This is a genomic window from Asanoa iriomotensis, assembly GCF_016862515.1.
GTDB lineage: Bacteria > Actinomycetota > Actinomycetes > Mycobacteriales > Micromonosporaceae > Asanoa > Asanoa iriomotensis.
This window is the reverse complement of record NZ_BONC01000009.1, coordinates 53,779-68,835: the sequence shown is the minus strand read 5'-3', so window position 1 is coordinate 68,835 and position 15,057 is coordinate 53,779. Positions and strand designations below refer to the sequence as shown.

The 15,057-nt window shown below is 71.5% G+C and carries 9 protein-coding genes; 3 read left to right on the top strand and 6 right to left on the bottom strand.

Translation table 11 applies throughout. The features are described 5' to 3' along the window. Positions 1–31 precede the first annotated feature (31 nt). The 6 genes from Air01nite_RS09080 to Air01nite_RS09055 all read right to left on the bottom strand — a co-directional run bounded on the left by Air01nite_RS09080 (position 32) and on the right by Air01nite_RS09055 (position 8,279). Entirely contained in the window at positions 32–3,487 is a 3,456-nt protein-coding gene (locus tag Air01nite_RS09080; RefSeq protein ID WP_203701527.1) for a ThuA domain-containing protein, read from the bottom strand. A 107-nt stretch (positions 3,488–3,594) separates the two neighbouring features. Beyond that, a complete protein-coding gene (locus Air01nite_RS09075) occupies positions 3,595–5,061 on the bottom strand; it encodes a sensor domain-containing diguanylate cyclase (protein ID WP_203701526.1) in 1,467 nt (488 codons plus the stop codon). A gap of 1 nt (position 5,062) precedes the next feature. Further along, the gene (locus Air01nite_RS09070; protein ID WP_203701525.1) at positions 5,063–6,238 is read right to left on the bottom strand and encodes an FIST signal transduction protein; all 1,176 of its coding nucleotides are present in this window, start codon (positions 6,236–6,238) and stop codon (positions 5,063–5,065) included. Between the two features lie 92 nt (positions 6,239–6,330). Further along, on the bottom strand, positions 6,331–7,086 hold the full coding sequence (locus Air01nite_RS09065; RefSeq protein ID WP_203701524.1) for a methyltransferase: 756 nt from the start codon (positions 7,084–7,086) through the stop codon (positions 6,331–6,333). 3 nt (positions 7,087–7,089) lie between these two features. Beyond that, entirely contained in the window at positions 7,090–7,467 is a 378-nt protein-coding gene (locus tag Air01nite_RS09060; RefSeq protein WP_203701523.1) for a RidA family protein, read from the bottom strand. Between the two features lie 110 nt (positions 7,468–7,577). Continuing rightward, positions 7,578–8,279, bottom strand: a complete 702-nt coding sequence (locus tag Air01nite_RS09055) for a hypothetical protein (RefSeq protein WP_203701522.1) — start codon at positions 8,277–8,279, stop codon at positions 7,578–7,580. A 128-nt stretch (positions 8,280–8,407) separates the two neighbouring features. Between Air01nite_RS09055 and Air01nite_RS09050 the strand changes: the two genes are divergently transcribed. From Air01nite_RS09050 to Air01nite_RS09040, 3 genes are all read left to right on the top strand, one after another. Next, positions 8,408–9,175 carry an SDR family NAD(P)-dependent oxidoreductase gene (locus Air01nite_RS09050; RefSeq protein ID WP_203701521.1) on the top strand — a complete coding sequence of 256 codons (768 nt, stop codon included), beginning with the start codon at positions 8,408–8,410 and terminating at the stop codon, positions 9,173–9,175. Positions 9,176–9,204: 29 nt separating this feature from the next. After that, positions 9,205–11,865, top strand: coding sequence for a helix-turn-helix transcriptional regulator (locus Air01nite_RS09045; RefSeq protein ID WP_203701520.1), 2,661 nt, complete (start codon positions 9,205–9,207; stop codon positions 11,863–11,865). 108 nt (positions 11,866–11,973) lie between these two features. Next, positions 11,974–15,048, top strand: a complete 3,075-nt coding sequence (locus Air01nite_RS09040) for an ATP-binding protein (RefSeq protein WP_239090596.1) — start codon at positions 11,974–11,976, stop codon at positions 15,046–15,048. The last annotated feature ends 9 nt before the right edge of the window (positions 15,049–15,057 follow it).

The following is a 15,057-nucleotide window of genomic DNA, read 5'->3' as shown; positions in this document are numbered from 1 at the left end:
CACATCGTGCCGGTGCGGCCTCCGCCGCGGCTCAGGTCACGGTGATCGTCACGCTGCTCGAGTGGGTGGCGCCGACGCTGTCGGTCAGGGTCATCCAGGCCGTGTAGGTGCCGGCGCGCGAATAGACGTGGCTGGCCGTCGCCGCGTGGACGGATGCGGTGTTGTCACCGAACCTCCACTCCCGGTCCACGATGGTGCGCCCCGGTGGCGGTGTCGACGTGCTGCCGAACGCCACCGTCAGCGGCCGGGTGCCGGTCGCCGGGGTGGCGGTGACGGAGAGCGTCGCGCCCGTCTCGACCTTGACGCCCCGGCCGTTGAACCGCAGCCAGTCCAGCGCCATGATGTCCGGGTCGCCGGTCTGGCCGACCTTCACGAACCGCAGGTAGAGCGGGAACGTGCCGCCCGGGTTGGTCAGGGTGACCGTCGGCGAGATCAGGTTGTCGTACCCACCGGTGCTGTTGATCGTCGCGGTGCCGATCAGCGTGCCGGTCGGTGATCCGGCGCGGAACTCGATCGTGCCGCCGGTGCCGCCCGAGGACGCGCCGACGGTGACACCGCTGATGCCGGTCAGGTTGACCGGGCCGAGGTTGATCCAGTCGCCGTTGTCGATGTCGCCGAGCCGCCGCCCGGCCTGGGCCGCGGGCCGGTCGAGGACACTGACCCCGGACTGCGCGTCGAAGTGCTCGGCCTCCATGCTGCGCGGCTGCAATGCGACCTGCGTCGAGCCGGTCAACGCCGGAATGCCGCCGGTCGCGCCCGCGTCGGTGTACTGCGCGCTGACCAACTGGTAGAGGTTGGCGCCCGGCCCGTGCCCGTCGCCGCCGCCCGACTCGGTGACCAGCGTGCCGGAGCAGCCGACGTAGTTGTCGAGCGGGTGGGCGTGCGCGTCGTGCCCGAGCAGCGTCTGCACGACGACCCGGTTGCAGTCGACGGTCGCGTCCTCGGGATCGGAGACCGTCACCGTGTACGGGATCCGGTCGCCGAACTCGAAGAAGCCGCCGTTGGGGATGTTGATCGTGACGGTCGGCCGGGTGTTGCCGACGGTGATCTCCGTGGTGGCGATCGCGGTGAGCCCGCCGGCGCCGGTGACCGTGAGACGCGCGGTGAACCGGCCCCGCGTCGCATAGCTGAAGGTCGGGTTCGCGGCCGTCGAGTCGGTGGTGCCGTTGCCGTCGAAGTCCCAGGCGTAGCTGGTGGCTCCGGTCGTGCCGGCGCTGGAGAACGTCACGGCCAGTGGTGCGGGGCCGGAGTCGCGGTTCGCGGTCATCACCGCGACCGGTGGCACGCCGTTGGCCACGTAGTCGATGCGGTAGATGCCGGCGCCGTCGTTGGTGCCGCCGCGCCCGCTGCCCGAGCCGGCGCCGAAGTCCATGACGTAGAGCGAGCCGTCCGGCCCGAACTCCGCCTCGAACGGCTGGATCCAGCTCATGCCGGTGAAGATCGTGTTGATCGACTGGAGCCCGCCGACGCTGGTCGGCCCGAATCGCGGATCGGAGAACGTCTGCGCGGTCTTGTTCAGAGACAGCGTCTTCCACCACTTGCGGGTCAGCTCGTACACGATCCATTTGTTCTCGAAGTACTCGGGGAACTTCGACAGGCGCGGGTTGGCCGGGTCGTAGTCGTAGACCGGGCCGCTCATCGGGCCGCCACCGCCGGTGCCCACCTCGGGGAACTGGGTCGAGGCGGAGTAGGCGTACCAGACCAGCGCCGGGCGCGCGGGCGGCAGGTTCGTCAGGCCGGTGTTGTTGGGCGAGTCGTTGACCAGCGCGGCGCAGTTGAACAGCGGGCCGGACGTCGAGGTCGCGAAGTTGTAGTCGTTGAACGGGGTGTTGTTGCCTGTGCAGTACGGCCAGCCGTAGTTGCCGGCGCTGGTGATCCGGTTGAACTCGACCGTCCCTTCAGGACCGCGGTTGGGGTTGGCCGCCGTCGCGTCGGGCCCGTAGTCGGCGACCAGCACCGCGTTGGTGTGCGGGTCGACGGTGATCCGGAACGGGTTGCGCAGCCCCATCGCATAGATCTCTGATCGGGTACGGGCGGTGCCAGGCGCGAACAGGTTGCCCGACGGCACGGTGTAGGTGCCGTCCGCCTGGGGCCGGATGCGCAGGATCTTGCCGCGCAGGTCGTTGGTGTTGCCGGACGTGCCCTGCGCGTCGAAGGCCCGGCGCCCGGCACGCTCGTCGATCGGTGCGAAACCGCTCGACTCGAACGGGTCGGTGTTGTCGCCGATCGCCGCGTAGAGGTTGCCGTCCTTGCCCATCGCGATCGAGCCGCCCATGTGCGAGTTGGCCCGCGCCTCGCCGCGCAGCGTCGGGATCGTGAGCAGCCGTCTCTCCGAGCTGAGCGCGATCGTCGACCCGGTCACCGTGAACCGGGAGAGGTTGAGCTGGTTGAGCGTCTTGTCCGACCACAGCAGATAGAGCCAGTTGTTGGTCGCGAAGTTGTTGTCGATGGTGAGCCCGAGCAACCCGTCGGACTGGCTGGTCTGCGTCGGGGTGTAGGCGAAGTCGATCAGCGTGGTCACCGCGAGAGTGCTCTGGTCGATCACCTTCACCGCGCCGGTCCGCTGGATGTAGAAGACCCGCCGGTCCGGCGCGACCGCCAGCTCGAACGGGTCGGCGAGGTTCTGCGTCACCAGCGGCACCCGCTGGAACTTGTCGTTCTGGGTGGCGCTGCAGTCACCGGCGACCGCGCCCGCCGCCCACTCGATCCCGTAGCGAAGGTGGTCGAGGAAGAACGGCTCGCCGAACGACGAGATCGAGTGCCCGCCGGCGGTGAACCAGGACCGGCCGCCGTCGTAGTTCTGGCACCACGAGTACGCGTGGTCGACGCCCTCGTCCAGGCCGTTGATGCCGTCGCGGACCTTGATCTGTGCGAGCGTGTGCACCCGGCCGGTCGGGTTGGTGCGCCAGTTGTACCACTCCTCGCTGCGCTCCCACAGTTCCGGCAGGTTCTTCGTCGAGGGGTGCGCGCGGTCGAGCACCTTGATCCGCCCGGGGAAGACGCCGCCGGTCGAGGTGAAATCGGGGTGGAAGTCGAAGATCGTGCCGACCAGGCCGTCGTACCAGGTCCAGTCGCGCTCGCTGGCGCTCGCCGCGTGGAGGCCCACCCAGCCGCCGCCGGCCCGGACGAAGTTCTGCAGCGCGGTGCGCTGGGCCGCGTTGAGCAACGCGCCGGATGCTGGTGTCGAGTTGGTGTTGTTGAAGACCAGCGCGTCGAACCGGGCCAGGTTGGCGTCGGTGAACGCGGCGGCGTCGGTGGTCGCCTCGACCTCGAAGTTGTTGGCCGCGCCGAGTTGCTGCACGGCGGCGATCCCGGCCGGGATCGAGTCGTGGTAGAAGTTCGTGACCTTGGAGAACACCAGCACCCGGAACCGCGGTGCGGCGCTGGCGGGGTCGGCCGGGCCGATGATCGCCGTGGTCACCGCGAGCGTGACGGCGGCGACGAGGGCGACAACTCGGCGCGGATGGGGACGGCGAATGCGATTCATGCGGGCGCTCCCGAAGCCGGGGGACAGGTGGGGATAGCGCTGTGCGTTCGCCGACCCGCTCAGCGTAAGGGATCAATAGGCGGGAATCAATGCCGTGGTTGCCGGTTTCAGTCGCCCGGGACGGTTTCGCAGTAGATGGCGTACCCGCCGGTGCCGCGGTGTTTGGCCTTGGCCTCGTACATGGCGAGGTCGGCGCGGGCGACGAGCTCGGTGGGCTCAGGTCCGTCGGTGCCACTGAGGGCGACGCCGACGCTGACGGCGACCCGAAGCCGTTGCTCGGCCACGCGCATCGGCTCGGCCAGTGCGGTCACGATCCGCCGCGCCACCGCGGCGGCGTCCTGCGGCCCGTCGACCCGGGCCAGCATCACCGCGAACTCGTCGCCGCCGAAGCGCGACGCCGTGTCGCCCGCCCGCAGTTGCGCGGTGACCCTGCCCGCGGTCACGGCGAGCAGTTGGTCGCCGGCGGCGTGCCCGAGTGAGTCGTTGATGTCCTTGAAGCGGTCCAGGTCCAGGAACAGCACCGCCAGCGTGTGGCCGTTCGCATCCGCGACCGCCAACTGCTGCGACAGTTGCTCGAGGAACAGGCCCCGGCTGGCCAGGCCGGTCACCGGGTCGTGGTGCGCCTCGCGCATGCGCACCACCGTGTTGGCGTCGGTGAGGGCCAGGCTGACGTTCTCCGCGAAGGCGCGCAGCGTCTGTTCGTCCGCGGCGGTGTACCTGCGGTTCGTGTCGCAGGACGCCACCACCAGGGCGCCGGCCAGCACACCGCTGTCGTGCACGGGGGCGGCCATCGACGCGTGGACCGTCCTGGGGCCGAGCAGTTTGAGCATCCGGGACTGCAGCTCGTTGCCGTGCCGCACCGCCACCCGGTCGGTGACCATCGCCTCGCCCGCCGGCGACGCCGCGGTGAGGTCGACCACGGGCCGGTCGACGGGCCGCGTGCCGGCGGCGGACGCCAACCGGGCCTGGCCCGCGTCGGGCTCGTCGCGCACCCACAGCAGGCTGATCTCGTCGCCGAGCAGATCGCGTGCACCGTCGGTGATGGTGTCGAGGATGTGCTGGAGGTCCTCGCGGTGGGAGATCGCGCGCTGGATCGCGGACAGATGTTCCAGCAGCCGCTGCCGTTCCTGCAACGACTCGCGCATCGCGTGCTCGGCGACCAGCGTCCGCAGCATCGTCAGGGTCAGCTCCAACACCCGGGCCATGCCGCGCACGAGGTTCTGCTCCTCGACCTGAAACGGCCCGCCCCACCGGGCCAGCACCAGGTGCCCCGGGTGGCTGCCGGCCCAGGACGCGGTCACCGCGGGGCAGCCGCCCAGCCCGGGAACGTACAATATGGAGTGTTGTTCCCGGGTCATCGCGACGATCTCGTCGTCCGGCGCGGCGCCGGGCGGGAACCCGATCGACGCCACCACGTTCCCGTCGATGACCGCCGCGGCGACCTCCGCCTCCAGTGCCTGAGCCGAGCGCTCCACCGCGTTCTGGACCGCCGTGGCCTCGTCGGGGGAGGAGGACACCACGGCCAGCAGCTCCACGAGCTGCTGGATGTAGAGCGACTCCGCGGGCCCGGCCATCTCAGCTCAAGGCCAGCACGGCGAGCGTCTGGTTGTGGAACCCGTCGATACCGTGGTTGCGGGCGATCTCGCCGTACGTGTAGAAGCCGGCGAACGGCATCGTGCCGGCCCACCGCTGCAGGCGCTCGCACTCGCGCTGGATGCCGTCGTCGCCGAGCACGGCGCGCAGCGCGGCACAGCTGAACGTGAGCATGCCGATCGGCTCGTGCCCCTCGAGCCGGTCGCGCGCATCCTGGCAGACCCGGTCCACGGCGTCCAAAATGGACTCCTCGTCGCCGGTCATCACCCAGGTCAGTCCGCCCGGGTCGATGGCACCGCCACCGCCGATGGTCCGGCCCTCGAGGTCGACCTCGGTGGAGAGGTTGCGGGCCTCGACGCCGCTGCGCCGTTGCACGCCGAGGGGGCGTGGCAGCACGAAAGCGGTGAACGCCGACGGGTCGGTGTACGCCTCCGGCGGAGCGTTCAGCCGTTCCAGGTAGACGTCGAGCGCCGGCCGGTCGTCGAGAGTCAGCACCCGCCCGTCGGCGGCGCGGGTCACGATCATCGGCTGGCCGACCGTGCGGTACCCATGGCCGACACCCACCGCGATCGGCGCCTCGGACGCGATGGCCGCGCCGATCACCGCGTCGGTCAGCACCTGCCCGTCCTTGAAGAGGTATGCCCCACTCATCCGCCAGCCGTCGGCCGCGGCCCCGCCGAACAGCGGAGTGCCCGCACCCAATGCGCGATAGCAGCCCCGGACGATGCTCTCCTGGTCGCGGACCAGGCCGTCGGTGAGCAGCATCAGGACCCGGTGCGGCTGTCGGACGTCGCCGACGCAGGCCGCGACCTCGTAACCCGCGTCGGCCTGGCGACCGGAGACGTGCTCGGCGGCGCGGGTGGCGATCTCCAGCCCGGCGCCGCCGATCGCGGCCACGGTGACCGTGCCGTCGGCGGGCCCGCCGACCCCGATCTCGCCGTGCGTGGTGCACCCGATGACGGGCACCCCCGGCGCGGCCTTCGTGACGCCGGCCAGCACCGCCTCGGTGTCATGGGTGATGGCCGCGAACACGATCAACAGCTTCGGGTCGGGCCCGGTCTGCGCCTCGGTCACGGCCTGGGTCGCCGCGGCGGCCGAATCGGTCAGAGCGCTCCGGCCGACGCCGAGCCAGCGCCGGTTATGAACCTCTTCGCCCAAGACTCGCACCTCACAGCCAGTTTGACGGCTTTCGGTCTGAAGCGGTTCCTGGCTTACACCGTACTACCAGGCATTTCGCCGTCGGCTGACCGCTACAGCAGATGTGGTACGAGCGCCCGCCGGTCGGGCGGGTAGTCGGGGAAGCGCTCGCGGTACCAGGCGTGGTGGTCGATCGCCCGCGGTGCGAGGTTCGCGGTGGTGTAGACCGCGAACGCCAGCCCCGCCGGCGACCAGGTCGCCAACGCCCACCCGAACCACTGCACGATCTCACCGGCGTAGTTCGGGCTGCTGACCCAGCGGAAGCCGCCTCCGTACGGAATGCGGTAGCCGGTCTCACCAGGCGAGCGCAGCAGGCGCAAGGTGCGGTCCGAGCGCGCGTGCACGACCAGCCCGGCGAGGAAGAGCGCCGCCCCGGCGAGAAAGCGCGGATCGCGCAGCCAACTGTCGGCGTAACCGCCGACCTCGGCCACCCACCAGGCGTTGACGGTCGCGTTGAGCACGTTGAACGCCATCGCGAGCGCCACGATCAGCAGCGGCATGCGACTGCCCGGCCTCATCAACACCGGGTAGACGAAGGCCCGGTACACGTAGTGGCACAGCCACAGACCCAGCAGCACCAACGGGACGAGCTGCGCCCGGTGTGCCCCGGAGAGGAACACGGCGGTGAACACCACGACGGCGGGCGACTCCATCACGACCCACCCGACCCGACCGGAAACCGTCGGACCCCAACCACGACGCTGATAGCGCCCGTAAGGCGCCTTAATCCACAAGAGAGCGACGACGGTCACGACAGCGAGCCCGAACTCCAGCGCGACCAACGCGCCGTACCACCCGATGCCGTTCATGCCTCAGCCGATGAACGCGGTCATCCGGATCGACACGAGCACGCCCGGCAGTTCGACGCCGAGCTTGGCCACGTAGCGCGTCGGCGGCGTGCCGGGAAACCACGTCGCGTACTCCTCGTTCATGCCCGCGAAGTCGGCCGGGTAGGTCAGCAGCGCACCCACCTCGACGACGTCGTCCCAGGTCGCGCCGGCCGCCTGCAAGACGGTGCGGCAGTTGGCGAGCGCCTGCCGCGTCTGTTCCTGGATCGTCGGCCCGGCCAACGCACCGGTGGTCACGTCGATGCCGACCAGACCCGAGACGTAGACCAGGTTGCCGGCTTTCACGGCCTGGCTGTACAGCGGCGAGCTTGGTGCGTCGGGAGTGCTGACGATCTCACGCATGCGTCGCTCCTGAGTGAGGCCGGGACGTCGGACGTCAGGCGCCCGCGAGCGTCACCACCATATTCGCGATCACCACGCGGTTGATGTCGATGTCGGTCGTCGGACACAGATCAGGACCGGCGGAGGCGTCGTTTGCGTCGCCGCCGGGCTTGACGGCTGCGGCCGGTCTCTGAGGTCGGGCGAGGATGGCGCACCACGGGCGTTGCCGTCGGCGGTCGTCCGGCGAGCATGCAGGCCACGGCGGTCAGGACGAAGACCACGAGCCAGAGGAGGACGGCGGCCGGACCGTCGACGTCGCCCGGCAGGCGTGGATCGACGAGGCCCGCCGGGTCCCGGATCACCGTGACCCGCGCACCGACCTCGCCTTCCGGGTTGTTGCTCGCACCGATCTCCGCCCCGGGCCACGCGCCGAGCTCGCCGGGAATGCGCGCCCCAGCCGGATCGGCAAGCGCGTAGTAGAGGTGGCGCCCCTTTTCGCTGCCGTCGCGCACCTGCGTCACGGTGGCCTCGACCCGCTCGCCCCGCGCTTCGAGGACGGCGGTGTAGAAGCCCCACGCACTGGCGAACATGAGCAGCGCGGACACGAGCCAGGCCACGACGAGCAGGCCCATGCGGGGAGGCGGTGCGGGTCTGGTCACGAGCACCGCCGCCGCCAAGGCCACAAACCACAGGAAGGTGCCCAGCACAGCCACCAGGTCGGCCCGGATCCACGCGGTCGCCACCAGGGCGCCGCCGAGAGCCGACACGACGGTCAGCACGGCGAGGTACGCCGCACCGAGCTGATTCCCCAGCCGGAGAAGTCGAATCGACACGAGCCGCAGCGTAGAGCGCCGTCGCAACGGGGCTCTACCGTCCGCGTGTCATAGACGGTCGGGCTGTCTCGTCTCGGGGTGCGAAGGCGGGTTCTGCGGGAGAACCGCCCGACCACAAGGAGCGGGTCATGAGCGAAGAGCCGACACACCGAAAGGTCGCGCTGGTCACCGGGGCGAACAAAGGGATCGGTCGAGGGGTGGCCGAGCAACTCGCGGCACTGGGCATGACGGTCCTGATCGGCGCCAGAGACCCCGGACGCGGTGAGGAGGCCGCGGCGGAGCTGCGCGCGGCCGGTTTCGGCGCGTACGCTGTCGTTCTGGACGTCACCGACCAGGCCACCGTCCGAGCGGCCGCGAATCGGATCGACGAGCGCTTCGGCCGCCTCGACATACTGGTCAACAACGCTGGCATCACCGGCTCCGGGCAGGTCTCACCCGAAGACGCCCACGACCAGGTCCCGAGCTCCGTCGACCTGGACATGGTTCGAGCCGTGTTCGAGACCAACGTCTTCGGGGTGATCGCGGTGACCAACGCGATGCTGCCGCTGCTGCGGCGCTCCGCCGCGCCACGCATCGTCAACGTCAGCAGTCACGCCGCTTCGCTGGCTCTCACCAGCGACCCGGACGGGCCGTTCGCCGCGCTGCTGCCGTCGGCCGCGTACTCGCCGTCCAAGAGCGCGCTCACCGCGCTGACGGTGCAGTACGCCAACGAGCTGCGAAAGGATGGCGTGCTCGTCAACGCCGTCGCCCCCGGCTTCGTCGACACGGACAGCAACAACCACACCGGGTTCCGCACGGTCGCGCAGGGCGCCGCGGTCGTGGTGCGGCTGGCTTCGCTCGGCTCGGACGGACCGACCGCCGGATTCTTCGACGAGGAGGGTTCCGTGCCCTGGTGAGGCCGACGCGGCAGGGCAGGATGTAGGGCATGGTGGAGATCGTCGGGCGGGACGGTCAGATCGGCGTGCTCGAGGCGCTGCTCGACCGGGCGTGCGACGGGCACGGGGCGGCCCTCGTGCTGCGTGGTGAGGCCGGCATCGGCAAGTCGGTGCTCATGGAGCACGCCGTCCGGGCCGGGCGGAAGCGCGGCATGCGGGTGCTGAGCGTGACCGGGGTGCAGGCCGAGGTGCAGATTCCGTACGCCGGCCTCGACCATCTGCTCCGACCCCTGCGTCCCGGCGCGTCCGACACCGGGTCGCCGTACCGGCTGGCCCTCGAGGTTCTTGAACTGTTGGGCGAGAACGACGCGCCCGTGCTGATGGCGATCGAGGACGCGCACTGGCTGGACGTCTCGAGTTGGGAGACGCTGACGTTCCTGTGTCGGCGGATCGAGGTGGACCGGATCGCGCTGATCATGGCCGTGCGTGACGGCGAGGACATCGATCGGCGGTTGGCCGCCGCCGGGCTGCCCGAGCTGCGGCTGGAACCGCTCGGTGCGGCCGATTCCAGGGCGCTGCTGGACCGCACCGCGCCGGGGCTGCCCTTGGCACTCGGGGCGCGGGTGCTGGACGAAGCGGCCGGAAACCCGCTGGGCATCGTCGAGCTGGGTGCCGCCGCCGGGCGGGAAGGCGGGTCCGCCCTGTTGCCCTCGGCGCTGCCGTTGAGTACGCGGGTCGAGCAGACCTTCGCCGGTCTGGTCGCCGAGCTGCCGCCGCTGACCCGGGACCTGCTGCTGATCGCGGCGCTGGACGACGGCGGCGACCTGGACGAGATCCTGGCCGCCGCCGCGCTCGCCACCGGCGCCGACGTGTCGCCCGACGCGATCCAGCCCGCCGTGGCGGCCCGGCTCGTGACCGTCGACGAACGCTACGAGGTGCGGTTCCGGCACCCCCTGCTGCGCTCGGCGCTGCGCCAGCAGGCCGGCGCCGGCGACCGGCGCCGCATCCACTCGGCGCTCGCCGAAGTGCTGTCCCACCAACCGGAGCGCCGGCTGTGGCACCGGGCATCCGCCGAGTCGGGCCGCAACGAAGCGTTGGCCCGGGAACTGACCGAGGCGGCCGTCGGGGCCTCCGAGCGGCAGGCGATCGCGGTCGCGCTGGCCGCGGTCAGCCGGGCGGTGCAACTCAGCGAGGATCCGGCCGAGCGTGGCCGCCGGCAGGTCTGGGCCTGCGATCTGGCTGCGAGCCAAGGCGACGCGGTCACCGTGCGCCGGCTGATGGCCGAGATCGACGAGAGCGCGTTGCGGCCCGCCGACCAGGCCCGGCTGACCTGGATCCGCGAGGCGTCATTGGGTGATTCCTGGTCCGGATCGGAACGACTGCTCGCCTACGCCGACCTCATCGACACGATACGTCGCGACGGCCAGCCCGACCTCGCCGTCAAGGCGATAACCGAGCTGGCCCTACGCGTCTACTACTCCAGCGCTCCGGCAGTGGTCCGCGACCGGTTCGTCGGGGTCCTGTTCGCGTTGGGTCTCGACGACGACGATCCACGGCTGACCGTGAACCTGTTGCAGATCGCGCCGGTCGAGCACGGCGCGACCGGCCTGGAGCGCCTGCGACGACTGGTGCACCGGATGGATCTGCCCGCCGGCAGACGAATGGAACTGGGTGTCGCGGCGTTCGCGATCGGCGCATTCGACCTTGCTCGGGACTTCGCCCTGTCCTCCGCGGCCGACCTGCGCAGGCAAGGCCAGATCGGCTCGCTGACCAAGGCGCTCAGCACTGCCGCCTCCGCTGCGGCGGCACTGGGTGACACGCGCGGCGCGTTGCCGCTGGCTGCCGAGTGCATCGCACTGGCCGCGGAGACCGGGCAGCCGACGTGGATGTTGGGCGGCAGCCTGGTCGCGGCGCTGGCCGAAGCGCGCCGCGGTGACGTCGATGCCGCCCGCCGGCGCGCCGACGACGCCGAACGGGTGCTCGTGGCCGCCCGGCGGTTTCCGATGCTGGCGCTCGTGCAACGGGTGCGGGGCGTCGCCGCGCTCGCCGACGGTCGGGCGGACGACGCCTTCCGCCAGCTGATGCGGGTCTACGACCCGGCGGACAGTGCGCACTTCCCGAACTACGAGCTCCTGATGCTCGGTGACCTGGCCGAAGCGGCGGTGCGCGGCGGCCTGCTCGACGAACTGAGTCCGGTGGTGTCCCGCCTGGTGCCGCTCGCCGCGCAGAGTCGGTCACCCGCGCTGACCGTCGGGCTCGCGTACGGCCGCGCTGTCCTCACCGGCGACTACGCCGCCGCGTTGGCCGACGACCTGGCTGACTGGCCGTTCGACCGGGCCCGGTTGCAGCTCACCTACGGCGCGTCCCTGCGGCGCGCGCACCGGATCACCGAATGCCGGCCGCTGCTGCGGGCCGCCGCGGCCACCTTCGACGCGCTCGGAGCCACGCCGTGGGCCGACCGGGCCCGCGCCGAGCTGCGCGCGACCGGCGAGACCCGGCGCAAGCCGATGGACGCGCTGGCCACGCTCACGCCGCAGGAGCAGCAGATCGCCCGGCTGGCCGCGGAGGGTCTGAGCAACCGGGAGATCGGCGAGCGGCTGTTCCTCTCCCCGCGGACGGTCAGCACCCACCTGTACCGCATCTACCCGAAGGTCGACGTCAGCTCGCGCGCCGAACTGGCCCGGAAGGTTACGTCATCCGACGTAGTTTGACGCCGCCCGGCTTTGCCTACCGTCTGGGCACAGATGGCGTACGAGGTGGGGGGCGATCGGGGAATGGCGTCGACGGGCGGAAGTCTGCGTCTGCAGATTCTCGGTCCGTTGCGGGTCTGGCGGGACGGCGTCGAACTGGACGTGGGACCCCGGCAGCAGGCCTATCTGCTGGCGGTGCTGCTCGCCAACGCCGGCAAGCCGACCAGCATGAGCGCGCTGGTCGACCTGGTCTGGGCCGACGACGTGCCGGTCTCGGCGGCGAACATCCTGCAGAAGTACGTCGGTGCGCTGCGTCGCCTGCTCGAGCCCACGCTGCCCGCGCGCGCGACCGGCTCGCACCTGCGCCGCCACGGCAGCGGCTACCTCTTCACCGCTGACCCCGCTCGGCTCGACGTCGCCCTGTTCCAGGAGCTGGTCGGCGCGGCTCAGGTCGCCGCCGCCGAGAAGCGGCCCGACGCGGCGCTCGACCTGTACGTCCGCGCGCTCGGGCTCTGGCGCGGCTCCGCCGGTGAGGGGCTGGCCCACGGACCGACGGGGATGTCGATCTTCGCGTCGCTGGACGCGGAGTTCCTCGAGGTGTGCGTCGCGGCCGCCGACCTCGCGGTGGCGTGCGGGCAGCCCGGGCGCGTACTCCATGCGCTGCGCCTCGCCGCCCGGATGGCGCCGCTGCACGAGGCTGTGCACGCGAGTCTCGCCAACGCCCTGGCCGACGCGGGTCAACCGGCCGAAGCGCTGTCGTTGTTGCGGACGGTTCGCAGCCGGCTCGCCGAGGAGCTGGGCATCGACCCCGGCCCGGCGCTCGTCGCCGCGTACCGGCGTGTGCTGGAGAAGGCGCCGGACCCTCGTCCGTCCGCCTCCGCCTCGGTGTCCGGCCACCTGATCGGCCGGGCCGAGGATCTCGCGAAGCTGCGGCGGACGGTGGAGGCGGCGCTGGGCGGAGCCACCGGGCTCGGCCTGGTGGAGGGTGAGCCGGGGGTCGGCAAGACCCGCCTGCTGGAGGAGATCGCCGCCGAGGCGGAGCGGCGCGGCGCGCTCGTCGCCTGGGGACGGTGCCTGGAAGGGGACGTCGCGCCGTCGATGTGGCCGTGGGTGCAGGCAGTCGGCGCGGTCGTCGACGCGCTGCCGCCGGCGGCGCGGCAACAGGTTCGCGGCAACGAGCTCGGGCCCCTGCTCGGACTTTCCGCCGCCGCGGCGCCGCTGCCGCCGGGTGGCGGCCGGTTCCACCTGTTCGAGCAGGCTGTCGCGATCGTCGGCCAGGTGTCGCTGCGCAGGCCGGTGGTGCTGCTGGTCGACGATCTCCAGTGGGCCGACGCTGCCTCGCTCGATCTGTTCAGCCACCTGATCGCGCGGCAGCCGAGCGGCACAGCCGTGATCGCCGCGTTCCGTGCCAGTGCACCGACGCCCGGGCCGGATCTCAGCCGCGTGCTCTCCGCCGCCAGCCGCTTGCCGGTGCACCGCCGGGTCCGGCTCGGGCCGCTCGGGGTGTCCGAGGTCGCCGAGCTGGTCCGCCGGGAGACCGGCCAGCACCCGAGCTCGCGGGTTACGCAGCAGATCGTTGCCCGTACCGGCGGCAATCCCTTCTTCGTCCGGGAGCTGTCCCGGCAGCTCGCCGCCGAGGCAGTGTGCACCGAGGTGCCGGCCACCGTCCAGGACGTCGTTCGCGGCCGGGTGGCCGCTCTGGCCGACGAGGCACAGAGCCTGTTGCGGATCGCCGCGCTGATCGGACGCGAGTTCGAGATCCCGTTGCTGGCCGGCAGCGCCGGGCTCGATGTGGCGACGTGTCTCGGCCTTCTGGAGCGGTTGGAGGGGCTCGCCCTCATCGAGCCGGCGCCCGGAAACCCGTACTCGTACCGCTTCACGCACGATCTGGTCCGCGAGTCGGTCGCCGGTGCCGTGTCGCCGCCGCACGCCGCCCGCCTGCACCTGCGGATCGGCGACGTCCTCGAACCCGCGGTCGCGCAGGACGAGACGATGGTCGAGCGCCTCGCCTATCACCTGTGGTCGGCCGGCCCGCTGGCCGAGCCGGGGCGGACCGTGGCCATGCTGATCCGCGCCGGCCGTTGCGCCGCCGCCAAAGGAGCCTGCGACGCCGCGGCGCGGCACGTGAAGAGGGCGTCGCGGTTGGCCCGGACGGCGGGTCTGGCGGAGCTCGAACTGTCGGCCCTGGCGCTGCTGACCGCCGTGGACGGGATGCGGGAAGGCTATTACGGCGCGGCACAGCAACCGCTCGAGCGGGCCGAGGAGCTGGCCCGTCACCTCGGCCGGGAACGGGACGCCGCCGACTTTCTCTTCTCCCGCTGGGTGGCGCACGCCCAGGGCATCGAACTCGACCGTGCGGGCCGGTTGGCGGCCCGGTTGCTGTCGTCGGGCGAGGCGTCTCAAGACCCGATCATCCAGGCGTACGGCCGGTACGCGTGGGGCATTCACCAATGGGAGATCGGCAACATCGGCGCGGCGTACCGGTATCTGAGCCGCACCGACTCCACGGTGCGGGACGTCCTGGCCGACGGTGCGGACGACCAGCTCCGGCGCGACCTGCGGATGCTCGGGCCGGTCATGCTCGCGTTGATGACCGCGCTGCACGGTGACGTCACGGCGGCGCGGGCGCTGCTCGACACCATCGAGTCAGCCATCGGCGACGAACCCTACGTGATCACGGTGTGGGCCGCGTTCACCGTCACCGTCGCTGCGCTGGCCGGTGATCCGGCGTGGGCGTTGCGCGTCGCGCGCCGCGGGATCGCCGTCGATCGCGACTTCTCGTTCGGCTACTTCGGCGGCTACCAGCGGCTGGCACAGTGCTGGGGCCGGGCGGTGACGGGCCAGGACCCGACCGGCGCCGCACTGGAGGCGGAAGGAATCATCTCGGCGGTCCTGGCCGAACCGCCGCGCTCCGGCCTGGCCACCTGGTGCGGCCTGCTCGGCGAGATGTGGCTCGCGGGCGACAAGCTGGACGAGGCCGCCGCCGCGCTCGACCGGGCGGACTCGCTGCTGGACACGCACGGCGAGCGCTATGCCGAGGGCCTGCTGCTCCTGCTGCGGGCCCGGGTGATGAACGCCCGCGGCGAGCCGGTCGCGAGCGTCCGAGCCGTGGCCGAGCGGGCGCGTGCGCTGTCCGTCGAACGCGAGGCCCACCTGTTCGCCCAACGTGCGGAGGAGCTTCTGGCGGCGCTGGCTGATCGGTAAGGTTTGACG

Excerpts from the sequence above, each read along its gene's own strand:
- Air01nite_RS09080 (WP_203701527.1), bottom strand. The coding sequence starts at position 3,487 with ATGAATCGCATTCGCCGTCCCCATCCGCGCCGAGTTGTCGCCCTCGTC.
- Air01nite_RS09075 (WP_203701526.1), bottom strand. The coding sequence starts at position 5,061 with ATGGCCGGGCCCGCGGAGTCGCTCTACATCCAGCAGCTCGTGGAGCTG.
- Air01nite_RS09065 (WP_203701524.1), bottom strand. The coding sequence starts at position 7,086 with ATGAACGGCATCGGGTGGTACGGCGCGTTGGTCGCGCTGGAGTTCGGG.
- Air01nite_RS09060 (WP_203701523.1), bottom strand. The coding sequence starts at position 7,467 with ATGCGTGAGATCGTCAGCACTCCCGACGCACCAAGCTCGCCGCTGTAC.
- Air01nite_RS09050 (WP_203701521.1), top strand. The coding sequence starts at position 8,408 with ATGAGCGAAGAGCCGACACACCGAAAGGTCGCGCTGGTCACCGGGGCG.
- Air01nite_RS09045 (WP_203701520.1), top strand. The coding sequence starts at position 9,205 with ATGGTGGAGATCGTCGGGCGGGACGGTCAGATCGGCGTGCTCGAGGCG.